The sequence below is a fragment of the Celeribacter sp. genome (assembly GCF_048266405.1).
Lineage (GTDB): Bacteria > Pseudomonadota > Alphaproteobacteria > Rhodobacterales > Rhodobacteraceae > Celeribacter.
On the sequence record NZ_JBLWZO010000001.1, the window covers coordinates 133,675 to 155,748 of the forward strand.

Below are 22,074 nucleotides of genomic sequence, written 5' to 3' on the forward strand. Positions count from 1 at the left end.
CTTGGCCCGAAAGCCGAAACCCACTAAGAAGAAGACACCTGACGACATGAGAAGAACATGAGGGCGAGCATGAGACGCACACCGCAAGACGTCGAGACCTTTCACAACCGTCACCACCTGCGCCGTTTCACGCGCCCTGTGAGCCGTGCCGCATTGGCCTTGGCGATGATGGTGACAGTGGCCTTGACGGGGCTCGCACCGCGTGGCGCCGAGGCGCAAAACCTCTTTGCCCCTGTGGTTCAGGTGAATGACGAAGTTATCACCCGCTATGAACTCAACCAACGGATCGCGCTGATGAGCGCCATTGGTGGCGGAGCGACGGAAAAAGCTGCACTTGACGCTCTGATCAATGAGCGCTTGCAAATGAGTGCCGCCAAACGCGTTGGACTTGTCGCCACCGAAGAAGGCATCAAAGCGGGGATCGAAGAATTCGCATCCCGCGGCAGCCTGTCAGCTGAGGAACTATTGGATTTTCTGGCCAAACGTGGCGTGGCCTACGAGAGTTTTCGTGATTTTGTAGAGGTTGGCATCATTTGGCGTGACTATGCCCGTGACCGCTTTGGCCCCAAAGTCACCATCTCCGAGGCAGAAATCGACCGCGCGTTGCAACAAAGCGGCCCCTCCGGTGGGGTGCGTGTCCTGCTGTCCGAGATTTTCCTGCCCGCCCGTAACGCCTCTGAACGCGCCGCCTCCGAGCGCCGCGCCGCAAGCATTGCCGCCAACCCGACGATTTCTGCTTTCGCCGCTGCGGCCCGTGCCTATTCAGTCGCGCCAAGCAAAAGCAAAAGTGGTCGCCTCGACTGGGTGCCACTGGGCAACCTACCCCCCGCGCTGCAATCGGCGGTCACAGCATTGCCCAAAGGGGGCGTGACCGCTCCTCTGTCCACAGGCAACGCAATCGGCATTTTCCAACTGCGCGCCATTGAGGAAATCGACACTCCGACCCCCACGCCGACTTCGATCAAATACGCCGCCTACTACATCGCAGGTGGACATTCCGAAGCCGCCATGTCCCGCGCTGCGAAGGTGGCCGCACAGGTCGACACCTGTGAGGATCTTTACGGCATTGCCAAAGGCGAACCCGAAAGCACGCTCGAAATCGACACCCTGCCCTTTGAAGACATCCCCAACGATGTTGCCGTGGAACTGGCGCAACTGGACCCGGGTGAGGTCTCTACCGCGCTGACCCGTGCGAATGGCCAGACGCTCGTTTTCTTGATGATGTGCGGCCGCAACTTTGCCGAAACGGGCGAAGCCGACCGCGACACCGTGCGCAACAGCCTACAAGGCAGACGCCTGACCGCTCTTGCGGCAAGCTATCTGTCCGAGTTGAAAGCCGACGCGGTCATCACCTACAAATAAGGAGCGCGAGCCATGACGGGCGTGCCTGCACCGATCGCGCTGACCTGTGGCGAACCCGCAGGCGTTGGTCCTGAATTGGCTGCAAAGGCCGCGGAACAGCTAGAAGGACGCGTGCCGTTCTTCTGGATTGGCGACCCGCGTCACCTGCCCCACAGCGCACAAGTGGTCGAAATCAACGCCCCTGCCGAGGCCATGCATGTCCCGACGGGGCACTTGGCCGTTCTGCGCCATGATTTTGCCGCTCCATCACAAGCGGGCACCCCAGATTTCGCAAATGCTCAGGGCGTCGTGGACGTGATTAGCCGCGCGGTGGCGCTGACCCGTTCGGGCGAGGCCTCTGCTATCTGCACCGCACCGATCAACAAGAAAGTGCTGCAAGATGGTGCCGGTTTTGCCTATCCGGGTCACACCGAATTCCTTGCCCACTTGGGCGGGGTCGAACGCGTTGTGATGATGCTCGCCTGTCCCGAATTGCGCGTGGTGCCGACCACGATCCACATTGCAATCAAGGATGTGCCCGAGGCGTTTACGCCCGATCTTCTGGACGCGACGATCCGCATCACAGCGGCGGACCTCAAACGGTTCTGGGGTCTCTCCAATCCACGCATTGCCATCGCGGGGCTCAACCCGCACGCGGGTGAAGGCGGCGCTATGGGCGATGAAGAAGGCGACTGGATGATCCCACTGATCGCTGATCTGCGCGCCGAAGGCTACGCCATCAAAGGCCCGATGCCCCCCGACACCATGTTCCACGCCGCCGCACGCGCGGGCTATGACGTGGCCATTTGCGCCTATCACGATCAAGCGCTGATCCCGATCAAGACCATCGATTTCGCGGGCGGCGTCAATGTCACGCTTGGCCTGCCCTTTATCCGCACCTCTCCCGACCACGGCACCGCCTTCGACATCGCGGGCAAAGGCGTGGCCGATCCAACCTCTTTGATCGCGGCGCTCGACATGGCGTGGCATATGGCGCATGCGAGCGCGAAAGGCCCATCCCAATGACCGCCCTCGACGGACTGCCGCCTCTGCGCGATGTGATCGAACAACACGACCTTGTGGCCAAAAAATCCATGGGTCAGAACTTTTTGCTGGACCTGAACCTCACCGCCAAGATCGCCCGCCAAGCAGGTAATTTGAGCAAATGTGATGTGCTTGAGATCGGCCCCGGTCCCGGTGGTTTGACCCGTGGTCTATTGGCCGAAGGGGCGCGCAAAGTGCTTGCCGTGGAAAAAGACCGTCGCGTCATGGGCGCCCTCGCCCAGATCGGCGCGCATTACCCCGACCGCCTTGAGGTCATCAACGCAGATGCGCTGACCCTCGACCCGCTTGAGCGCCTCACGCCGCCCGTGCGCGTCGTGTCCAACCTGCCCTATAACATCGGCACGGAATTGCTTGTGCGGTGGCTCACGCCGACAGACTGGCCGCCCTATTGGACCTCACTCACGCTGATGTTCCAAAAGGAAGTGGCAGAACGCATTGTCGCGCAACCGGGGACCAAGAAATACGGACGCCTTGCGATTTTGAGCCAATGGCGGGCCACACCGCACATCGTGATGGAATTACCGCCCGAAGCCTTTAGCCCGCCGCCCAAAGTCCACTCCGCCGTGGTCCATTTCGAGGCCCTGCCCGCGCCACGGTTCGAGGCCGATCCTAAGGTGTTGGAACGCATCGTCGCCGCAGGGTTTAATCAGCGCCGCAAGATGCTGCGCGCCTCGCTCAAAGGTGTCGCAACAGACATCCAAGATCGCCTTGACGCTGCGGGAATCAAACCCACCGACCGCGCCGAACAGGTGCCGATCGAAGGATGGTGCGCCTTGGCCCGTGAGGTTGCAAAAGGGTAACCCCTCACCTCTCAAACACATCGCCCCGTTTGACGAGACCGCATCCAAAAACGCAGCGTCCATACCACACGAAAAAGCCCGCGCCTCAATGTGAGGGCGGGCTTTTGCAATCTGAGGTCATGGTCGCGAAGATAACACCGATCCCGCGAACTTATTCAGCAGCGGCAGGATTGTCGTTTGTATCGTCACTCTTGGCCGTATCCGCGTCCGCAGACTTGGATTTAGACTTGGCCTTGGGTTCCGCCTCTACAGCAGACTTTTCAGCCCGTGGGGCACGCGGCTTGCGTGGGGCGCGGGCACGTTTGGGCTTGGGTGCTGCTTGCTCGGGCGTCTCAACAAGACCGCTATCGTTGGCCTCGTCAGATGCAGGAGCGTTAAAGGCGAGATCAGGTTGTTCACCTTCCCCTGCCACTTGACGCTCTTCCTGTTTGCGCTGGCGTTCTGCGCGTTCTTCGTCATGGCGCCTTTGACGCTCTTCGCGCTCGGCGCGTTCCGCATCGTGGCGTTTTTGACGTTCTTCGCGTTCGCGTTCTTGCTGCTCACGCTGCGCATCCAGCTCTTTTTGAGCCTCACCAAGCAGACGCACATAATGCTCTGCGTGTTGTTGGAAATTCTCAGCGGCCACACGGTCGTTGCTCAACTGAGCATCACCTGCCAACTGATTGTATTTATCAATAATTTGTTGCGGCGTACCGCGCACACGACCCTCCGGGCCTGAGCTATCGAACACTCGGTTTACAACGTTTCCGACACTATTAGAACGGTTACGGTTGTTCTTTGACCGCGAGCGATTTTTGGTAGATCTCATGTATTTGCCTTTTGAGCCTAAATGCGCCGATTATAATCGGTGGCGCGAGCCATACTCTTGGTGCATCTCAACCGCTCGGGAATTGAGCGATGCGAGGTCTGCACTGTTCGGGTAGGTGTGATCGGGGCCAAACAGCCCACTGAACACGCTTTTAATCACCACATCCCGCCTCGTTTTACAAGGCGTTTTTCCAAGAAACTCTTAATTTTTGTACGAATAGACAGGTTTTTGCCGCTTTGGGGCCAAACTGGACCTATTTCCCTACGTTCCGCGGATGCGGGTTCGGCACCTGAGCGCAGACCACACGGTCGCGCCCGTCGAGATCGCACAGCACCCGCACGCCCTTGAACCCCTGCTCAAGCAGCAGATCGGACACCGCCGCTCCTTGGGTCGGGCCGATCTCCATCAAAATCCGCCCGCGCGGAGCAAGATGTGCCCGCGCTCCCGCCGCAATCGCACGGTAGGCAGACAGCCCGTCCGCCTCATCGGTCAAAGCCATGCGTGGCTCATGGTTCAATTCCGGCGCCAAGCCCGCCATTTCGTCAGCGGCAATATAAGGCGGGTTGGACACGATCAATTCAAACGTGCCATCGACTCCTTCAAACCAGTCAGCCTGTTGAAATCTCGCCCTGCCGCCGAGACCAAACGCCTGCGCATTGCGTGCAGCCACATCCAACGCGGCCCGAGACGCATCCGTGCCAAGCCCCTTCGCCAAGGGCTGCTCAGCAAGCAACGTCAGTAAAATCGCGCCAGATCCAACGCCAAGATCAAGCACGGAATTAAACGGGCGTGACAAGGCTTCGGCAATGAGGGTTTCCGTCTCGGGGCGCGGATCAAGCACATCTGGCGTAACGATAAACTCACGACCATAGAACTGCCGCCGCCCAAGGATATGCGACACAGGTTCGCGCAAGATACGCCGATCAATCGCCGCCTCAAAAGCCAGAAACGCCGTCTCGGACATCGTGTCGGGCATAACAAGTGTGAGGCGGTCAGGCGAAATATCGAGCACATGGGCCATCAACAGACGCGCATCGCGCGAGGCCCCCTCAATCCCGTTGGTCGCAAGCCGTTTCGTGCCGGCGACCAGCGCAGTTTGCACGGTTTTGCTCACCCTTCCATCTCCGCCATGAGGCTGGCTTGGTGATCGGAAATCAGCGCGTCGATAATCTCGTCAAGATCGCCGTTCATCACCGCATCCAGTTTATAGAGCGTGAGGTTGATACGGTGATCTGTCAGACGCCCCTGCGGGAAGTTATAGGTGCGGATGCGCTCGGAACGGTCCCCAGAACCCACTTGGCTTTTACGGGCCGCAGAGCGTTCATCATGCAGCTTTTGACGCTCCAGATCATACAACCGTGCCTTCAGCACGTTCATGGCAATCTCGCGGTTGCGGTGCTGCGATTTTTCCGCCGACACCACGATGATGCCCGTGGGTAAGTGCGTGATGCGCACCGCCGAATCCGTGGTGTTGACGTGTTGTCCGCCTGCACCAGAGGCCCGCATGGTGTCGATACGGATATCACTTGCGGCAATGTCGATGTCCACGTCCTTGGCCTCGGGCAAAACAGCCACAGTGGCCGCCGAGGTATGCACCCGCCCGCCGCTTTCGGTCTCGGGAACGCGCTGGACACGGTGAACGCCGCTTTCAAATTTCAGACGGGCAAAGACGCCCGAACCTTGCACGTTGGCGGTCACGGATTTCACTCCGCCCAATTCGCCTTCCTGCAATTCGATGATGTCGAATTTCCAGCCCTTTAGTTCGCAATAGCGTTGATACATCCGCAGCAGATCGCCCGCGAACAACCCCGCTTCGTCGCCACCCGTCCCAGGACGGATTTCCAGAATGGCCGAGCCGTTGTCGGCGGCATCTTTGGGCAAGAGCGCCAATTGCAACGCCTCTTCGGCTTCGGGAATTTTGGCTTTCAGGATCGGGATTTCATCTTCGGCCAAGGCCTTCATATCCGGATCGGACAGCATCGCCTCTGCCTCCTCCAGATCGGCCAAAAGCCCCTGATAGGCGCGCACCTGTTCGACGACGGGGCGCAATTCGGCGTATTCTCGACCCAAGGCGGCAATATCGCCCTCGCCTTGGGACATGGCTGCCTCAAGATATTCGAAACGCTGGATGATCTGATATAGGCGGTCTTGTGGTATCATGGCGTGATCTGATGCCCCTGAACGCCCATGCGGTCAAGGGGTTTCACGGATTAACTGCGTTCGCTCGGACCGCCACGGCCCTCATAAACCCGCAGCCGCAAGCCAAGCGGTCACGCGCGTGGCGTTCACGTCAAGGTCGCTTTTCCCGAAGCGCAACCGTGCCAGAATAGCAATCTGAGCGCCTGTGGGGGTGGCGCGGGCCTCAATGGTGGTGAAATCAGGAAAGCCCCAGAGCTTCGAGCGCGTCATATAGGTCAAGCGCCCCTCCTCAACCGAGCCCGCAACCAAACGGGTGCGTGCGGTCGCCTGTGCCACCTGCGCCAAACGGGCCAAGGCCTCTTGGGGTGAGGTATTGCTCTCAATCACCCGCTTGTCGCCCTCGGCACCCGGATCGCGGGCCTCGAAGGGATCAACGTGCCAACGTCCGACCTCCACAGGAGAAAGGCGGATATGGGCCTGAAGCGCCACGACAATCGCGGCGAAGAAGAGAACGAGCAGGAATACAGTGGTTTTCATAGGGCAACCTTGGCCAAAGTTCAGGTACCTCCCCCTACCCTATCAAAGCAAAAAAGCCACCCCCCGCGATCATCGCGAGGGGGGGCATTTGCGCAGCCGGTGAGATGATGGAGAACTGCGCAACTGGTTAAGCGAGCTTTTAGAAGCGGAAGCTCGCACGGGCACCCACGGTGACAGCCGACAGGTCGGAGCCGCTGTTATCGAACTCGCTAAAGTCGTTTTGCAGCACTTCAAAACCTGCGGTCCACTGATCCGTCACGGCGTAATCCACGCCCAGGCCATAGGCCACGCCTGTGTCGGAATAGTCGGTTCCGCCAATCGTGGCATTCGCGTAGTTGGCACCGACCACACCGTAAACAAGCGCTTTGCCAAGGTCATAGCCTGCCCGCAATTTCAAACGCGTCATGTCGTCCACGGACGCCCCGCCAGTCGCGAGATCGGATTCGAGATACTCCAATTCGCCGCCAAGTACGAAGTTGCCGAAGTCATAGTTATAGCCGCCAAAGACACCGTAAGTCGCATCATCGGCGCCGTCTGCCACGTCAGAGCCCCAACCATAGCCAAGTGTGCCACCGACATAAGCGCCCGTCCATTCGCCCGATGGCGCGGTGTAAACAGGAGCCGCGGTTGGCACGACGGGATCAGGCGCAGGGGCTTCAATTGTTCCTGCAACGGCGGGAGCGCTCAGCGCTGCGGTCAGAGCGGCTGCGGATGCCAAAAGGGTCGTTTTCTGTGTGAAGGATGTCATATGTCTCTCCATTGTCTGCCTCAAAGTTCAGAGGACGTCTGTATCGTCCGCCTCATGCGGTCCGTCAGATCAATGAATAGATGCGCAAGAAGTTCCGTCATTTCACCCCCACACGCGGTCACGGATCAGTGAGCCCTGCGTGATAGGACAAGACCCGCGCATCACAGGCGCGGATCAGGCTAAATTTGGCCGATAAAAACAGAAAATGAGATTGGAGCGACGGACTTACGCCTTGGAGGCTTTCTCTTCGAGAGCCAACCATTCCTCTTCGGCATCGGACAGGGCGTTGTGGCGCTCGACCAGCATATCGGAGGCCTTGGCAAACTTTACCGGCTCGCGGGTAAATAGATCGGGGTCAGCCAGTAATTCACCGAGTTTGGCGATTTCTGCCTCGATCCGTTCAATCTCGGCGGGCAAGACCTCAAGGCGGTGTTTCTCGGTGAACGAGAGCCCGCCTGCGCCCTTGGATGTGTCAGTCGTCTCCGCTCGTGCTGTAGCTTTGGCGTTGGACTTTGACGCCTTGGTTTCCGCCTTGGTCGTGCTACGGTTCCCGCGTTGACGGATGTAATCCGACCACCCACCAGGATAGACGGTGGCCGTGCCATCGCCCTCCATCGCTACGGTCTGTGTCGCCACACGGTCAATGAAATCACGGTCGTGCGAGACTAACAAAACTGTGCCTTCAAAATCGGTCAGCAGTTCTTGCAACAGATCGAGCGTTTCAATGTCGAGATCGTTTGTCGGCTCATCGAGCACCAAAAGGTTCGACGGTGCCGCCATGATCTTCGCCAAGAGCAACCGCGCCTTTTCGCCCCCCGACAGCGATGCGACGGGCGCACGCGCTTGGGCGTCGGTGAACAGGAATTCCTTGAGATAGCCCACAACGTGTTTGGGTGTGCCACGGACCATGATCTGATCGGCCTTGCCCGACACGCGCATATCCTTGTCAGAGGTCATCGCCTCCCACAGAGACAAGTCATCGCGCAGGTTCGAGCGGGTCTGGTCAAAGATAGCCATATCTAGTTTCGTGCCGCGTTTGACGTGGCCAGAATCAGGTTCCAATTCGCCTGTCAGCATCTTGAGCAAAGTGGTTTTGCCGATACCGTTTGGCCCGACAAAGGCAATGCGGTCGCCACGGCCAACTTTGATCGAAAAATCTCGCAGCAACGTGCGATCCCCAAAGGATTTCGAAATCCCTTCGGCCTCGATCACGCGCTTGCCCGAGGTCTCCGAGACCTCCAGCTCCATCGCAGCCGTACCTTGACGCTTGATCTGTCCCGCTTTGGTGGCCCGTAACTCTTGCAAGGCCCGCACACGTCCTTGGTTCCGTTTGCGCCGCGCAGAAATACCCTCAACAGCCCAACGGGCCTCGGCTTTGATCTTGCGGTTGAGTTTGTGGCGCTCCTGATCCTCTTCGTCCCAGATTTTATCGCGCCATTCCTCGAATTTCTCGAAACCCTGCTCTTGGCGGCGCACCGCCCCGCGATCAATCCAGAGCGTTGCACGGGTCAAAGCATTCAGAAAGGCACGGTCGTGCGAAATCAGAACATAGGCGGTCTTCGTGGTCTTCAGCTCGTTTTCAAGCCACGCAATCGCCTCGATATCGAGGTGGTTGGTCGGCTCGTCGAGCAGCATTAATTCAGGCGCTTCGGCCAGAAGTTTGGCCAAAGCCGCGCGGCGACGTTCACCGCCTGAGGCAGTGGAGATCAAACCGTCAGGATTAAACTTCAACCCTTCGGCAACCATATCGACACGGTAGGTTTCGCTCGGGTCCAATCCCGAGGCGGCAAATTCGCCCAAGGTTTCAAACCCGTCCATTTTCGGATCTTGGTCCATATAGCCCACAGAGGTCGCAGGACCGAGGACGCGCGAGCCGTGATCGGCCTCGACCAGACCCGCCATCACCTTCATCAAGGTGGACTTGCCCGATCCGTTCCGGCCAACAAGCGCGACACGGTCGCCCTCTTGGACAACGAGGCTAAGCCCCGCAAATACGGGATCACCGCCAAAGGTAAGCGAGATATCGGAGAGCTGAAGAAGGGGTGCACGTGCCATGCGCAAACCGCTAGCTGCGGACGCGCGAAAGGTCAACCTACCACGAGGGGTCAGACGCGATTGAACCGTGCATAAGTTGCAAAAACCTATGAAGCGACGGAGCGCAGGAGTTTCTTACGCGCGGGCGGGATCGCCGCGATCTCGACCCCCGTGAAGACATGCATGGTGCCAAGATGCGGATCGACCACGGCATGATCGGACACCCATCCGCCCATCATCAGATAGGTCTTGAGCAAGGGCGGCATAGCAAGGGCCGCGCGTTTGGCGTTGGGCTTACGGCGCAAACGGGCCGCGAATTTAAACACATTGGGCGCTTTGACCTTGGGCAACCAATGCTTCGGGCCAATGTGGCGATGTTTGAGCATGGCCAAAGCATCCGCATGAGCCATCCAATCGGTGCCATCAAAACTGGAGCAACCGAACAGCAACTCAACATCATTGGCATCGACATAGGCGGTCATCGCCCCCCACGCGACGCGCAAAATATCAGGGTCGTGCCATTCGGGATGGATGCAAAACCGCCCCATCTCAAGCATCCGCCCCGCGTAGCTCTCCAAGGCCTCAAGCCCGTAATACTGCGCCGAATAGCTGCGCGAGACCTCAGCGCCGTTCTGGAATTCCTGAAACCGGAAGGTGCAGACAAGCCGCCCCGACTTGCGGTCCTCAATCAGGACGTGACGGCAAAGGGCATCGAAATCATCGCCATCAAGACCGTTGGCCTCAACAGGACACCCCTCGGCACCGCTTTGCTCACGCGTGGCGATAAAGGCGAGATAGCGCAAGCGCTGTGCGGCCTCGACATCCGCAGGTGTCGCCGCAAGGCGCACGTCATACCGGCCTTTTCGCCCCGCCAGCCCAGAAATCATCGCAGCAAACATGGCGATCCTCGCCCCTTGTTGGTTGAGCCGAACGATGTGGCGCTCGACAGGCACAATATGTGCACGCATATGCTTGCACGCAAGTGTCACGTCTATGTGACACCGATCCTGCCCCATTGGCGCTTGCACCCAATTGTGCGCACCATACCTTGGAAGCAGAGACATCAGGGAGACAACCATGACCAAAGTCACCAAAACAAACGAGGAATGGCGCAAGGAGCTGGATGCGGAGACCTACCGCGTCACCCGCGAACACGGCACAGAGCGCCCCTATTCACACGAGGGGTTCCCCGCAGAAGCGGGTGTTTTCACCTGTGCCTGTTGTGGCGCGGAGCTTTTCACGCAAGAGACAAAGTTTGAAAGCCATTGCGGCTGGCCCGCCTTTTCCGCCCCCAAAAGCGACGCGCCGATCGGCGAAACGCGCGACACGTCACACGGGATGGTCCGCACAGAAGTGCATTGCGACAACTGCGGCGCGCATCTGGGCCATGTGTTTGATGACGGTCCACTGCCAACAGGGCAACGCTATTGCATCAACGGCGTCTCGCTGCGCTTTCACCCAAGTGGCAACGCAGCGAAATCATAAAGCCTGAGACAGGCGCGTTATTGGATCAGCGTGCCTGTGTCGATACGGCCAAGGTTGCCGAACAACTGCTGAAGGAACGTGACGCCACGGGTGTTGGAGGTGGTCACACGACGCGACAGCGCCACGACACGCCCGCCTTCAAGGCCGAAGCGCTCGATGTTGCTGACCACGCCCTTGTCGTCAAACGAGATGGCGACCACTTGGCGGTCGACTTCCTTGGGCGCGAAGGCTCCGAGGGTTTTGAACTGCGAACGGACGTAATACCATCCAGTCGCGTCCAACAGCCCTTCGGCGCTCGGACGACCCACGGCCTCGCCGACAGTCTGCATTGTGTCCTTGCCAACTGTGATCTGACCCAGTTCTGCCTCAGAGGGCACATAGCCGTGATTGCGGGTCTGCGCCACACAGGCGCTCAAAACAGCAATGGCCGCAATCGCAACACATGCGCGGATCATACGGGTCATGGAATTGTGGTCTGGACGCTTATACATATGTCCCTCGTGCCTCTTCGCTCTTGTAATGCGCGGACGCGCCTCATATTCGGCTTATAGAAACACCGCGTGACGATCAAGGAGGGTTCACATGTCCAAAACTGGCTTGACCGAATGGGGCACGACCTTGCGCTTGAAAGATTTGAGTGCATCACGGACACATAAATTCAAGATTGAGCCTGCACCTGAACAGTTGCACGCTTTGGCCGAGGAGCTTGGCATCGACGCCGTGCGAAAGGTGCGTTTTACGGGCGAACTGCGCCCCTTGGGTCAACAGGACTGGCACCTCGTTGGCGAGATCGGAGCGACCGTGACACAGCCCTGCGTGACCACACTGCAACCCGTTGTGACGCGGATAGACGATCCGGTAGAGCGCAAATACCTCTCCGATTTCAAAGAGTTGGACGCGGAACTGATTGAGGATGGCGAAACTGAGATCGAAATGCCCGAGGATGACACAAGCGAGGCCCTGCCCGCGACGTTGACCCTTTCAGAGGTGGCGATTGAGGCTTTGGTTCTGGCCCTGCCCGACTATCCACGCGCGCCAGACGCCACATTGGAGCGCACGCAGTTCACCGAAACTGGAAAAGAGGCGCTGACCGACGATGACGTCAAACCCTTTGCAGGGCTAAAAGCACTGCGTGACAAGCTTGAAAAAGGCGACTAGAAGGGCCAAAGAAATTCACGCAAACATAGGGGTTGCAACATACAAGATTCCGAGTATGTTCCCGGCCTCGTTTACGTGAACGGTTTTTGCTTGCGGCGCAGCCACTGCGCAGCGCCCGCAGAAATCGCGAAACTGGACCGTCAGGTCCGCCGAATCTGGGCCTTCTGGCCTGCTAATAGGGGCCGAATGGTCCGCAAATCGGGGCAATCGCCCCCATCTACCGAGGTTGTGACATGGCTGTCCCCAAAAGTAAGATTACTGGTTCCCGTCGCGGCATGCGTCGTTCGCATGATGCACTGGTTGCAAGTAACCCCACCGAATGTCCGTCGTGCGGCGAGCTGAAGCGCCCCCACCACGTCTGTGGCGCATGCGGCACCTACGCTGACCGCGAAGTGATTGCACAAGCCGACGAGATTGATCTCGACGACGACGCAGCATAAGCACCTTTTGGTGCCGACCCGATGAGCGATCAGCCCACAGCGCAACAGGCCTCTGCATCGGCTGCCCCTTTGGCGGCTGGTGTTGACGTATCAGGGCGATTGGGTGTTCGCAGCGGGACGAAAGTGACCCTCTCCATCGACGCAATGGGAGGGGACCGTGGACCGGCGGCTATTGTCGCCGGTATTTCACGTTCTGCGGCCAAAAATTCCGACGTGGACTTTATCGTTCATGGCGACGAGGCCGAACTGACCAGGCTCATCAACAAGCGCAAGAACCTGAAAGGCCGCGTCGAGATTCGCGGCACCCAAGGTGTTGTAACGATGAGCGAAAAGCCGTCTCAGGCCATGCGCCGCACAGACACCTCCATGCGCTCGGCCATTGATGCCGTACGCGACGGCGAAGCTGAGGCCATTGTGTCATGTGGCAACACCGGCGCGCTCATGGCCACTTCGATGATCCGCCTGCGCAAACTGGAGGGTGTGAACCGCCCTGCCATTGCCTGCCTCTGGCCCTCGCGCAATGCCGGTGGGTTCAATGTCATGTTGGATGTCGGTGCCGATATTCGTGCCGATCAACAAGACCTGCTGCAATACGCCATGATGGGGGCGTCTTACGCCCGCAACGGTCTTGGCCTGCCCACCCCGCGCGTAGGTCTGTTGAACGTTGGCACAGAAGAGCACAAAGGGCGTGCCGAGCTTAAAGTCGCCAATGAGATGATCGAAAAAGCCTCCGAAATCGGCTCCTACCAATATGTGGGATTCGTGGAAGGCGGCGACATTCCCTCCGACAAGGTGGATGTGATCGTCACTGACGGATTCACGGGGAATGTGGCGCTCAAAACGGGCGAAGGCACGGCGAAATTCGTGGGCGACTCACTCAAGACTGCGTTCAAGGCTACACCACTGTCGCGCATCGCCGCCCTGCTCGCCCTGACGTCCCTGCGCCGCTTGCAAAAACGAATCGACCCGCGCCGCGTCAACGGCGGTGTGTTTCTCGGCCTCAAAGGGACGGTTGTAAAATCACACGGCTCTGCGGATGCCACAGGCGTTTCCGCCGCGATCAAACTGGCCTATGAACTGGCGGCAAGCGGCTTTACCGACCGTCTCGCTGCGCGGGTTGCATCTGCTGCAGCCTCGACGCAAACTGACGACTAAACATAAAAACAAAAACGAGAGTAGCGCACTATGACGGTTCGGGCAGTTGTAAAAGGCGTAGGCCACTATCTTCCGGAACGCGTTGTAGAAAACGTCGAGTTCGAGGCCACTCTCGACACCTCCGACGAATGGATTCGCACCCGCAGCGGCATTGAGCGCCGCCATTTCGCCGCCGAGGGCGAAACCACATCAATGATGGGCACCAAGGCCGCCCGAAACGCGCTTTTGGATGCGGGGCTCACCGCCGATGACATCGACGCGGTGATTGTCGCCACCTCTACGCCAGACCTCACCTTCCCCTCCGTCGCCACGATGATCCAAAGTGAATTGGGCATGCGGCACGGATTCGGATTTGATGTGCAGGCCGTCTGTGCGGGCTTTATCTATGCGCTCTCCAACGCCAACGCCCAGATCACATCGGGTCAGGCCAAACGCATTCTCGTCATCGGTGCGGAGACCTTTTCGCGCATCATGGATTGGGAAGATCGCTCCACCTGTGTGCTATTCGGCGATGGCGCGGGTGCCTTGGTGCTTGAAGCGCAAGACGGCACTGGCACCTCCGCAGATCGCGGGATTCTCTCAATCGATCTGAATTCCGATGGCAGCTACAAAGACATGCTCTATGTCGATGGCGGCGTGTCGACCACGGGCACGGCGGGCAAATTGCGGATGCAGGGCAACGCGCTATTCCGCCAGGCCGTACAGAAACTCGCGTCCACCGCCGAAACGGCATTGGAACGTGCGGGAATCACCTCCAACGACATTGATTGGGTTGTGCCCCATCAGGCCAATATCCGCATCATCGAAGGCACTGCCAAAAAGCTCGGCCTGTCGATGGATAAGGTCGTTGTCACGGTCCAGGATCACGGCAATACCTCTGCCGCTTCCATCCCGCTCGCCATGTCCGTGGGCAAGGCCCGCGGCCAGATCAAACAAGGCGATATTTGCGTGGCCGAGGCCATCGGTGGCGGCTTGGCTTGGGGTGCGGTTGTTCTGCGTTGGTAGGCTACGGATGCACAATCTAACGGCGTTTTTGCAAAACATGGCCTGAACTGCGCGGTCCAAGTCATTGATATTGACGGACGCTTCGCGACCTGCCAGTGTCAGGGAAACAATCTCGGGGGATAGTTATGAGCAAGACATTGACACGTATGGATCTCAGCGAAGCTGTGTTTCGCGAAGTTGGCCTGAGCCGAAATGAATCCGCACAATTGGTCGAAAGCGTGCTGCAACACATGTCCGACGCTTTGGTCGCAGGCGAGTCAGTCAAGATTTCGTCTTTCGGGACATTCTCGGTACGCGAAAAATCTGCCCGCGTTGGCCGCAATCCGAAAACGGGCGACGAGGCTCCTATTCCTGCGCGCCGCGTGCTGACCTTTCGCCCCTCGCATCTGATGAAAGATCGCGTCGCCGCTGGCAATAAACGCTAAGGCTCGGAATTAACATGCAAAAATCGCCCGACGCCTTTCGCACGATCAGCGAAGTCGCCGATTGGCTCGACACGCCCGCGCATGTTTTGCGGTTTTGGGAAAGTCGGTTCACACAGATCAAACCCATCAAGCGCGCTGGCGGGCGGCGGTATTACCGCCCCGCCGACATGGCGCTTCTTGGGGGGATCAAACAGCTTTTGCATGACGACGGCATGACCATTCGCGGCGTGCAAAAACTGCTACGCGAACATGGTGTGAAATACGTGGCGCAAATGTCGCCAGCGATAGACGGCTATGAGCCCGACACCCCAGAGACCCGCGAATCCGAAGAGGTGCCCGCCGCGCCAATGGCCATTGATGTGCCCCAAGCACCCGCTGAAACCAAAGACGAGCCAAAGGTTGTGCCCTTCGCGCGCGCCACTGAAACCGCTGCCCCCCCTCTCGAGATGCCTGTCGAATCGCTCGCGGGTTTGACAGAAGCCGCAGATGTTAACGACCCGCCAGAGGCCAAAGAGGCGCCTGCCGAGACGGATCTGGCCCAACCGAACCTGTTCGATTTTGATGCGCCTCTAAACATTAGCGGCGATGCGCCGGTGGTGTCTGACGACGCCCCGTTGGACAATTCGGGCAGTGATGCCACGGATGAGGTGGAAGAAGCGCCCACAGTGCAGCCTGCACCCGAGGACGAGGCCACAGAGATTCGCGAGCCGCTGTCTGCGATTTCGACCGTTCTGGAAAAAGCTGACCCCTATCACACCGATCATCCAGAACGCCTTGTGACGGAGACGCCCGAGCCAGACGAGCCACAGACTGTTGCGCCCCAAACAGATGAGGCCGAGCCAGAGAACACTGAGATGGACGCACATGTACCGCCCTCGGTCAACGTGGCTCCCATTGTCGTCCCCGATCTACCCGAAGACCCCCTCGACGATGAAGCCCCCGCAAGCGGCGCAGTCTACCGCTCGAAATCTGCCCTGAGTGCCGCTGACCCTGCGGTCTTGAAAACGATTTTGGAGCGCGCAAGCGCTTTGCGCTCACGCCTCGGCCACGCGGACTAACACCGCACCGATAAAACTTGGCATTGGCCGATAATTTGGACATTTCACGCTTGCCCCTGTCGCCAAAATCCTTATGAAAGTCCCAGTTCGGGCTATAGCGCAGCCTGGTAGCGCGTCCGTCTGGGGGACGGAAGGTCGCAGGTTCGAGTCCTGCTAGCCCGACCATTATACCCTCAAAACCGCTCGTAAGCCTTTGCTTGCGGGCGGTTTTGCGTTAAGCGGGTAAAAACCGCAATGAGGGACGAATAATGGGTGTTCTGGCTGATAGCGCGATCCGCGAGATGATTGAGAGCAAGGCGATTAGCGCCACGGTCCCTGTGATCGACGCACAGGTGCAACCTGCGTCTCTTGACCTACGCTTGGGCACACGGGCATGGCGGGTTCGCGCCTCCTTTCTCGCAGGCGAAAATCGCACTGTGGCCGAACGTCTCGCAGAGTTTGAAATGCACCAAATTGACCTCACAGATGGCGCGGTGCTCGAAAAGGGCTGCGTCTATGTTGTGCCTTTGATGGAATCTCTCGCCCTCGAAAAAGATGTGCAGGCCGTTGCAAACGCCAAAAGCTCCACGGGGCGGCTGGACCTTTTGACCCGCACGATCACCGATGGCGGCACGGAATTTGACCGTATCCCTTCGGGCTACACGGGGCCGCTCTTTGCCGAAATTTGCCCTCGCTCCTTTTCCGTCTTGGTGCGCCCCGGAATGCGATTGAATCAGATCAGGTTCCGCCGTGGTCAGGCCGTTCTGACCGACGGAGAACTCAACGACCTCCATAGCGATAGCCCCTTGGTCGACAGCCCCGCCATTATTGACCAAGGTCTCGGTTTTTCTGTCGATTTGAAGCCTGTCTCGGGGGATCTCGTCGGTTACCGTGCAAAGCCCCATACAGGTGTTATTGATCTGGACCGGATTGGTGCATACGACCCCGCTGATTACTGGGAGCCGATCCACACACGCGAGGGGCGTATCATCCTTGATCCCGGAGCGTTCTATATCTTGGTGAGCCGCGAGGCGGTGCATATCCCGCCCGACTATGCCGCTGAAATGGCCCCCTATCTGGCGATGGTTGGTGAGTTTCGCGTGCATTACGCGGGCTTCTTCGATCCGGGGTTCGGGCACGCCAATGCAGGCGGCGAAGGCTCACGTGGGGTCTTGGAAGTGCGATGCCATGAGGCGCCGTTTGTTCTGGAGCATGGCCAAGTCGTCGGACGGTTGGTCTATGAACGCATGGAGACACAGCCAGATCGCATCTATGGCGCCGACCTGAAGTCGAACTATCAAGGTCAGGGCCTGAAATTATCCAAACATTTCAAGGCCCAATAAGCGCCGCCGTACCGTCTGCGAATATCTCTTCTCGTGGGCGGCCAATACGGCCCTGCGCACAGACCACCCGATTGCGACCGCCCTCTTTGGCGAGATAAAGCGCCGTATCGGCATCATAAATTGCATCTTCCAGACTATAGGCCTTTGCCTCATCATAAGAGGCTACGCCGAATGAAAGCGTGATCGGTAGGGCCTTGCCCTTATGAATCCATGACACTTGTGCCGCGACCAATTTGCGCAGGCTTTCGGCCACAACCATCGCTCCAGATAGATCGGTTGAGGGTAGGATGATGACGAACTCCTCCCCGCCCCAACGCGCCACCAAATCATGGGCCCGCACATGGCTACGCAGACAGTCCGCAACCTCACAGAGCACAGCGTCCCCTACTCTATGCCCCACTGTGTCGTTAACGGATTTAAACTTGTCGATGTCACACAGGATAACCCCAAACGTCGCATCTGGTGCGATGCTTCGGGCCTCATCGGGCATAATGAGTATCGACTGGACCGCACGACGGTTCAAAAGCCCCGTCAAAGGATCAATGGTCGCCTCCCGCATGGCCTGACGTTCTAACAGGCGACGCGCTCGGTCCGAACGTTCAAACACAGGGCCAGACCACAAGAAGGTGCCAATGAATAGCCACAGCACACAACCAACCAACATTTCAATCTCGCCTGCAAAGCTGAACACTTGCAACACAAAGCCCATAGCCCAAACGCCAAAAACAAAGATCGCAATCTGTCGCCGTGCGATTTTGGCCCATTGTGATGTGGTCAACAGCGGTCGCAAAAAGGGCGTGCGCACGAAGACCAACAGCTTGGAAAGGCCGACCATCAAAAGCATGGCGGTCGTAAACGGGCTCATCATGTCATAGAGTTCGGCATCTCGGTACGAATAGCCCAATGCCGCGCCGCTCGGCAGGATGAGGCCGAGAATGATGACGCGAAACGCCGTATGCGCACGCCACGGGCGCAGCAAAGCACCAAGGCTCAACAAGGTAAGCGAAATCGCGGTGTTCGCCCCCATGCGCACATGGCTTAACTCATGGTTGGCAAACAGGCGATCAAGTCCGAGGGTAAAGGGCTCGCTTTCTAGCAGGTAAAGCTCCAACAAACGTCCAAAAGATAGAGCCAGAACAGTGAGATAGAGCGCCATCCTGATATGGGTGCGTCGATGGAACACCCCCCCGGTAAACAGCGCGACCGAATAGCACATAAGCGCAATCGCGGTCATGATATGCGTGCCGTTTTCCTCAGTGTACAAGATTGGATTCTTTTGGTGGTCCAAATGGGACCAGATCATAATGACGGAAATCAATAGTGTTGTCGCCGCCAAAGCCCGATGGATCTTGAGCGCTAGGATCGCAGGTTGGAACCCGACAGATCCCACATTCTCAAGCGACCGATCGCGCAAGGCGCCTTCAAGCTTCTTATTCATTCAAATCGCCATCCCGTCGACAAACCCATGTTATTGTCGCTCATTCCCCTCTTCTCACGCGAGAAGTGGCGATTAAGTGGAAGAATGGTAGGCGAAACTTGGTTAATTTGCCATTAAAAGTAGGGATATTCGTGCGAAAGCACTCCCTTACGTAGAGGCAATCAACCCGTCAACCGATGGGACTGTCGCTCTAGAACCGCCCCATGCGACGCGCCATACGGGCCGCTTTTCTGGCACGTTTTGCGGTCTGCTTGGCCTCGTCACCCATCTGTGGCGCATCGTTTTGAGCCATCTGCCCCGACCGATTGCCCCGCTTGGACACGGCATTGATCCCTGCGTTCATCCCCTTGTTCACAACACGGTTCATCACACGGCGGAGGATCATATTGATCACGCGTTCGAGATTCATTTCTGTCTTCCTTTCACGCGCAGACACGCTTGGTCTGCGGCTTGTCACTTTGCTCTATAGCACGAAAACACGGTGATTTCATGGCGTGCCTTTCACATTCGCGCGAGACAGGTCTGCAAAGAGGCGAAGGGACGGAAACGGGACGTTAGCTTTCGTCTTCGAACATGTCCTCTTGGCCATCTTCGTCGTCCTCGTCGTCGCCTCCCAATCCAGGCAAGGGGCGGCTTTCCAACAGTCCCGCAGCCCGTAGCTCTTTAACGCCAGGTAGATCGCGGGCACTTTCAAGGCCGAAGTGGTCGAGAAAGCCTGAGGTCACGACATAGGTCACAGGTCGTCCCGGAGACATACGTCGCCGCCCGAAACGAATCCATTCCATTTCAAGCAGTTGATCAATGGTCCCCCGCGACACCGACACGCCACGGATCTCTTCGATCTCGGCGCGGGTGCAGGGTTGGTGATAGGCAATAATCGCCAGTGTTTCGATGGCCGCACGGCTGAGCTTGCGCGTCTCGACCGTTTCCTTTTGCATCAGATAACCGAGGTCGGGTGCGGTGCGTATGGCCCATGCCTCGCCCACTTTGACGACCCGTACACCGCGCCCCTCATAACGGCGCTGTAACAACTCCAACGCGGCCTTGGCGTCGCAGCCATGCGGCATACGCGATGTCAGATCAGTCAGCGTTACAGGATCGGCAGAGGCAAACAGCACGGCCTCGACCATACGTTCCTGCTCGGCCAAGGGCGGCGCCTCGAACAGGCTTTCGGTCTGTCCGTCATCTGCCGCATCATCCGTGAGGTCAGGAGGGAGATCAGTATCGGTCATCGCGAGTCTCTGGCCTTAATTTCAATCGGGGAAAACACGTCGCCTTGGCGCAACTCCACCTTACCCAGCTTCGCCAGTTCAAGCGAGGCGGCAAAACAGGCAGCGGTGGCGGAGCGGCGGCGTTTGGGGTCCAATTGCCACCCGTCGGGTAGATAGGACGTCAGGTCCGCCCATTCACCCGCATAGCCCAATAGCCCGCGCATCCGCTCTAATGCCTGCTCCATCGTATAGATGCTGTCGCGATCCATCACGAAGGGGCGGAATTCATCCTTGGTCCTGATACGCGCGTATCCCTGCATCAGGTCCAACAGCGTCGCGGTATAGGTAACTTTACGCACCCGCTCCACGGACTCTGGGATTCCGCGGACAAAGAAATCGCGGCCTCGTTGATCGCGGGCCATGAGACGGGCAGCGGCTTTGCGCATGGCCTCAAGGCGGGCCAGTTGAAATGCAAGGTGCGCGGCCAGTTCCTCGCCCGATGGCCCCTCGTCGGTCGGGTCGGGTGGCAACAACAGCCGAGACTTGAGAAAGGCAAGCCATGCCGCCATCACCAGATAGTCGGCGGCCAGCTCAATACGCAGGGCCGATGCCTTTTCGACAAAGGCGAGATATTGCAACGACAGCTGAAGGATCGAGACCTGACGCAGATCGACCTTTTGCGTGCGTGACAATTGCAACAACAGATCGAGCGGCCCCTCGAAGCCATCGACATCGACGATCAGTGCCTCGGCGGCAAGCCGTTCCTCGACGGTAAGCGCGCCGCTTCCATCGAGATCACTCTCGAACCCGTCCTCAAATTCGATCTGTTCACTGTCCGTCATGTCGGTGACGATCTCTCCTCGGCGCCGTGGGCGCGGCAAAGCTGCGCGGCTCACTCAATTAGGGAGTCAAGTTCGGCTTGTGCCTCGCGGATGTCAATGCCTACAGGCGGTTTGCGCATCTCAAGTGCGCGATCTGCGCGGGTTTGAGCCGCAGTCGTCATATGGCCAAGCGTGGCCAGACTGTCCATTTCCGCCAGATCGCCATTGCAATGCAGCACCAGATCACAGCCCGCTTTGAGTGACCGCGTGGCCCGTTCAAGCACCGAGCCGCTGAGAGCCTCCATCGAGATGTCATCCGTCATCAACAGCCCGTCAAAGCCGATCTCGTCGCGAATGAGCCCAATCACCTTGTCGCTTTGGGTCGCAGGCACTTCGGGGTCAACGGCATCCAACACGATATGCGCGGTCATACCCATCGGCAAATCCTTGAGTGCTTTGAACGGGGCGAAATCATCCACCAATTCGTCGAGTTCAACCTCAATGCGCGGCAAGCCAAGGTGGCTGTCCACCGTCCCGCGCCCATGTCCGGGCATGTGTTTCATCACACTCAACACACCGCCCTCGGCCATGCCATCGGCCATAGCGCGCCCCATCAGGGCAACGACATCGGCCTCGGTGCCATAGCAGCGGTTGCGCAAAAACGGATGGGTCTCGTCACGGGCCACGTCCAATGTTGGCGCACAATTCACGTCAATGCACACGGACACCAGATCGTCGGCAATCAAACGCCCACGCAGCCACATCGACCGCGCAGCGGCCTCCTCGTCACCACGGCGCAGCGCCGCCTCGATCTGATCGAGCGGTGGGAGAAACTCGCGCCATTCGGGCGCGCGCATCCGCTGCACCCGTCCACCCTCTTGGTCGATCAAGATTGGTGCCTCTCGGCCCACGGCCTCGCGCAACTCATTGGTCAGCCGATACAGCTGTTCGGGCGCCTCCACATTGCGAGCAAACAGGATATAGCCCCACGGATCGCTTTCCCGAAAAAACGCCGCCTCACGCTTGTCGAGGCGTGGTCCCTCACAGCCGAAAATATACGCGCCCTGCCCCATAAAGTAACGCG

24 protein-coding genes and 1 tRNA gene are annotated in these 22,074 nt (G+C 58.5%); 12 read left to right on the top strand and 13 right to left on the bottom strand.

What is annotated here, in order from left to right:
• Positions 1-69 precede the first annotated feature (69 nt).
• The 3 genes from ACN0TS_RS00760 to rsmA are packed head-to-tail and all read left to right on the top strand — an operon-like array spanning position 70 to position 3,206.
• The gene (locus ACN0TS_RS00760; RefSeq protein ID WP_417257411.1) at positions 70-1,362 is read left to right on the top strand and encodes a peptidylprolyl isomerase; all 1,293 of its coding nucleotides are present in this window, start codon (positions 70-72) and stop codon (positions 1,360-1,362) included.
• Between the two features lie 21 nt (positions 1,363-1,383).
• Entirely contained in the window at positions 1,384-2,367 is a 984-nt protein-coding gene (pdxA, locus tag ACN0TS_RS00765; RefSeq protein WP_417258156.1) for a 4-hydroxythreonine-4-phosphate dehydrogenase PdxA, read from the top strand.
• A complete protein-coding gene (gene rsmA / locus ACN0TS_RS00770) occupies positions 2,364-3,206 on the top strand; it encodes a 16S rRNA (adenine(1518)-N(6)/adenine(1519)-N(6))-dimethyltransferase RsmA (protein ID WP_417257412.1) in 843 nt (280 codons plus the stop codon). Before pdxA ends, rsmA begins: the two co-directional genes overlap by 4 nt.
• Before the next feature lie 151 nt (positions 3,207-3,357).
• Here the strand turns inward: rsmA and ACN0TS_RS00775 are convergent, their stop codons facing one another.
• From ACN0TS_RS00775 to ACN0TS_RS00805, 7 genes are all read right to left on the bottom strand, one after another.
• Positions 3,358-4,014 carry a DUF4167 domain-containing protein gene (locus ACN0TS_RS00775; protein ID WP_417257413.1) on the bottom strand — a complete coding sequence of 219 codons (657 nt, stop codon included), beginning with the start codon at positions 4,012-4,014 and terminating at the stop codon, positions 3,358-3,360.
• A 253-nt stretch (positions 4,015-4,267) separates the two neighbouring features.
• Complete coding sequence (gene prmC / locus ACN0TS_RS00780) at positions 4,268-5,128, bottom strand: peptide chain release factor N(5)-glutamine methyltransferase (protein ID WP_417257414.1); 861 nt, start codon at positions 5,126-5,128, stop codon at positions 4,268-4,270.
• A complete protein-coding gene (prfA, locus tag ACN0TS_RS00785; protein ID WP_417257415.1) occupies positions 5,125-6,174 on the bottom strand; it encodes a peptide chain release factor 1 in 1,050 nt (349 codons plus the stop codon). The genes prmC and prfA overlap by 4 nt, the downstream gene beginning before the upstream one ends.
• An 81-nt stretch (positions 6,175-6,255) precedes the next feature.
• The gene (locus tag ACN0TS_RS00790) at positions 6,256-6,690 is read right to left on the bottom strand and encodes a DUF1499 domain-containing protein (RefSeq protein WP_417257416.1); all 435 of its coding nucleotides are present in this window, start codon (positions 6,688-6,690) and stop codon (positions 6,256-6,258) included.
• 139 nt (positions 6,691-6,829) lie between these two features.
• A complete protein-coding gene (locus ACN0TS_RS00795; protein WP_417257417.1) occupies positions 6,830-7,438 on the bottom strand; it encodes an outer membrane protein in 609 nt (202 codons plus the stop codon).
• Positions 7,439-7,663: 225 nt separating this feature from the next.
• Positions 7,664-9,493, bottom strand: a complete 1,830-nt coding sequence (locus tag ACN0TS_RS00800) for an ABC-F family ATP-binding cassette domain-containing protein (RefSeq protein WP_417257418.1) — start codon at positions 9,491-9,493, stop codon at positions 7,664-7,666.
• 86 nt (positions 9,494-9,579) lie between these two features.
• Entirely contained in the window at positions 9,580-10,359 is a 780-nt protein-coding gene (locus ACN0TS_RS00805) for a GNAT family N-acetyltransferase (RefSeq protein WP_417258157.1), read from the bottom strand.
• Between the two features lie 190 nt (positions 10,360-10,549).
• Here ACN0TS_RS00805 and msrB point away from each other — a divergent pair, with 190 nt between their 5' ends.
• Positions 10,550-10,957 (top strand): peptide-methionine (R)-S-oxide reductase MsrB, encoded by a 408-nt coding sequence (gene msrB / locus ACN0TS_RS00810; protein ID WP_417257419.1) that lies wholly within the window; start codon positions 10,550-10,552, stop codon positions 10,955-10,957.
• Positions 10,958-10,974: 17 nt separating this feature from the next.
• Here the strand turns inward: msrB and ACN0TS_RS00815 are convergent, their stop codons facing one another.
• Positions 10,975-11,448, bottom strand: a complete 474-nt coding sequence (locus ACN0TS_RS00815; RefSeq protein WP_417257420.1) for an outer membrane protein assembly factor BamE — start codon at positions 11,446-11,448, stop codon at positions 10,975-10,977.
• 91 nt (positions 11,449-11,539) lie between these two features.
• Between ACN0TS_RS00815 and ACN0TS_RS00820 the strand changes: the two genes are divergently transcribed.
• From ACN0TS_RS00820 to ACN0TS_RS00855, 8 genes are all read left to right on the top strand, one after another.
• Positions 11,540-12,115 (top strand): YceD family protein, encoded by a 576-nt coding sequence (locus ACN0TS_RS00820; RefSeq protein ID WP_417257421.1) that lies wholly within the window; start codon positions 11,540-11,542, stop codon positions 12,113-12,115.
• A gap of 233 nt (positions 12,116-12,348) precedes the next feature.
• Positions 12,349-12,555: a 50S ribosomal protein L32 gene (gene rpmF / locus ACN0TS_RS00825; RefSeq protein ID WP_074906205.1), complete on the top strand. Its 207-nt coding sequence runs from the start codon at positions 12,349-12,351 to the stop codon at positions 12,553-12,555.
• Positions 12,556-12,576: 21 nt separating this feature from the next.
• Positions 12,577-13,710 carry a phosphate acyltransferase PlsX gene (plsX, locus tag ACN0TS_RS00830; RefSeq protein WP_417257422.1) on the top strand — a complete coding sequence of 378 codons (1,134 nt, stop codon included), beginning with the start codon at positions 12,577-12,579 and terminating at the stop codon, positions 13,708-13,710.
• Between the two features lie 30 nt (positions 13,711-13,740).
• Positions 13,741-14,715: a beta-ketoacyl-ACP synthase III gene (locus ACN0TS_RS00835; RefSeq protein WP_417257423.1), complete on the top strand. Its 975-nt coding sequence runs from the start codon at positions 13,741-13,743 to the stop codon at positions 14,713-14,715.
• A 125-nt stretch (positions 14,716-14,840) separates the two neighbouring features.
• Positions 14,841-15,140 carry an integration host factor subunit alpha gene (gene ihfA, locus ACN0TS_RS00840; RefSeq protein WP_417257424.1) on the top strand — a complete coding sequence of 100 codons (300 nt, stop codon included), beginning with the start codon at positions 14,841-14,843 and terminating at the stop codon, positions 15,138-15,140.
• Between the two features lie 8 nt (positions 15,141-15,148).
• Complete coding sequence (locus tag ACN0TS_RS00845) at positions 15,149-16,198, top strand: MerR family transcriptional regulator (RefSeq protein WP_417258158.1); 1,050 nt, start codon at positions 15,149-15,151, stop codon at positions 16,196-16,198.
• 88 nt (positions 16,199-16,286) lie between these two features.
• Positions 16,287-16,363: transfer RNA gene (locus ACN0TS_RS00850), tRNA-Pro, on the top strand.
• Positions 16,364-16,443: 80 nt separating this feature from the next.
• The gene (locus tag ACN0TS_RS00855; RefSeq protein WP_417258159.1) at positions 16,444-17,520 is read left to right on the top strand and encodes a 2'-deoxycytidine 5'-triphosphate deaminase; all 1,077 of its coding nucleotides are present in this window, start codon (positions 16,444-16,446) and stop codon (positions 17,518-17,520) included.
• Here ACN0TS_RS00855 and ACN0TS_RS00860 read toward each other — a convergent pair.
• From ACN0TS_RS00860 to ACN0TS_RS00880, 5 genes are all read right to left on the bottom strand, one after another.
• Positions 17,507-18,958, bottom strand: a complete 1,452-nt coding sequence (locus ACN0TS_RS00860) for a diguanylate cyclase (RefSeq protein WP_417257425.1) — start codon at positions 18,956-18,958, stop codon at positions 17,507-17,509. The genes ACN0TS_RS00855 and ACN0TS_RS00860 overlap by 14 nt on opposite strands.
• A gap of 190 nt (positions 18,959-19,148) precedes the next feature.
• Positions 19,149-19,367 carry a hypothetical protein gene (locus ACN0TS_RS00865; protein ID WP_417257426.1) on the bottom strand — a complete coding sequence of 73 codons (219 nt, stop codon included), beginning with the start codon at positions 19,365-19,367 and terminating at the stop codon, positions 19,149-19,151.
• Between the two features lie 145 nt (positions 19,368-19,512).
• Positions 19,513-20,190 carry an SMC-Scp complex subunit ScpB gene (gene scpB / locus ACN0TS_RS00870; protein WP_417257427.1) on the bottom strand — a complete coding sequence of 226 codons (678 nt, stop codon included), beginning with the start codon at positions 20,188-20,190 and terminating at the stop codon, positions 19,513-19,515.
• Positions 20,187-21,011 carry a segregation and condensation protein A gene (locus ACN0TS_RS00875; RefSeq protein ID WP_417257428.1) on the bottom strand — a complete coding sequence of 275 codons (825 nt, stop codon included), beginning with the start codon at positions 21,009-21,011 and terminating at the stop codon, positions 20,187-20,189. The genes scpB and ACN0TS_RS00875 overlap by 4 nt, the downstream gene beginning before the upstream one ends.
• Positions 21,012-21,061: 50 nt before the next feature.
• Entirely contained in the window at positions 21,062-22,063 is a 1,002-nt protein-coding gene (locus ACN0TS_RS00880) for a glycoside hydrolase family 3 N-terminal domain-containing protein (protein WP_417257429.1), read from the bottom strand.
• Positions 22,064-22,074: the final 11 nt, after the last annotated feature.

Bases quoted from the DNA above. Each gene is read 5' to 3' on its own strand.
- ACN0TS_RS00760 (WP_417257411.1), top strand. From the start codon at position 70: ATGAGACGCACACCGCAAGACGTCGAGACCTTTCACAACCGTCACCAC.
- rsmA (WP_417257412.1), top strand. From the start codon at position 2,364: ATGACCGCCCTCGACGGACTGCCGCCTCTGCGCGATGTGATCGAACAA.
- ACN0TS_RS00775 (WP_417257413.1), bottom strand. From the start codon at position 4,014: ATGAGATCTACCAAAAATCGCTCGCGGTCAAAGAACAACCGTAACCGT.
- prfA (WP_417257415.1), bottom strand. From the start codon at position 6,174: ATGATACCACAAGACCGCCTATATCAGATCATCCAGCGTTTCGAATAT.
- ACN0TS_RS00790 (WP_417257416.1), bottom strand. From the start codon at position 6,690: ATGAAAACCACTGTATTCCTGCTCGTTCTCTTCTTCGCCGCGATTGTC.
- ACN0TS_RS00795 (WP_417257417.1), bottom strand. From the start codon at position 7,438: ATGACATCCTTCACACAGAAAACGACCCTTTTGGCATCCGCAGCCGCT.
- ACN0TS_RS00800 (WP_417257418.1), bottom strand. From the start codon at position 9,493: ATGGCACGTGCACCCCTTCTTCAGCTCTCCGATATCTCGCTTACCTTT.
- ACN0TS_RS00805 (WP_417258157.1), bottom strand. From the start codon at position 10,359: ATGATTTCTGGGCTGGCGGGGCGAAAAGGCCGGTATGACGTGCGCCTT.
- msrB (WP_417257419.1), top strand. From the start codon at position 10,550: ATGACCAAAGTCACCAAAACAAACGAGGAATGGCGCAAGGAGCTGGAT.
- ACN0TS_RS00815 (WP_417257420.1), bottom strand. From the start codon at position 11,448: ATGTATAAGCGTCCAGACCACAATTCCATGACCCGTATGATCCGCGCA.
- ACN0TS_RS00820 (WP_417257421.1), top strand. From the start codon at position 11,540: ATGTCCAAAACTGGCTTGACCGAATGGGGCACGACCTTGCGCTTGAAA.
- rpmF (WP_074906205.1), top strand. From the start codon at position 12,349: ATGGCTGTCCCCAAAAGTAAGATTACTGGTTCCCGTCGCGGCATGCGT.
- plsX (WP_417257422.1), top strand. From the start codon at position 12,577: ATGAGCGATCAGCCCACAGCGCAACAGGCCTCTGCATCGGCTGCCCCT.
- ACN0TS_RS00835 (WP_417257423.1), top strand. From the start codon at position 13,741: ATGACGGTTCGGGCAGTTGTAAAAGGCGTAGGCCACTATCTTCCGGAA.
- ihfA (WP_417257424.1), top strand. From the start codon at position 14,841: ATGAGCAAGACATTGACACGTATGGATCTCAGCGAAGCTGTGTTTCGC.
- ACN0TS_RS00860 (WP_417257425.1), bottom strand. From the start codon at position 18,958: ATGAATAAGAAGCTTGAAGGCGCCTTGCGCGATCGGTCGCTTGAGAAT.
- ACN0TS_RS00865 (WP_417257426.1), bottom strand. From the start codon at position 19,367: ATGAATCTCGAACGCGTGATCAATATGATCCTCCGCCGTGTGATGAAC.
- scpB (WP_417257427.1), bottom strand. From the start codon at position 20,190: ATGACCGATACTGATCTCCCTCCTGACCTCACGGATGATGCGGCAGAT.
- ACN0TS_RS00875 (WP_417257428.1), bottom strand. From the start codon at position 21,011: ATGACGGACAGTGAACAGATCGAATTTGAGGACGGGTTCGAGAGTGAT.
- ACN0TS_RS00880 (WP_417257429.1), bottom strand. From the start codon at position 22,063: ATGGGGCAGGGCGCGTATATTTTCGGCTGTGAGGGACCACGCCTCGAC.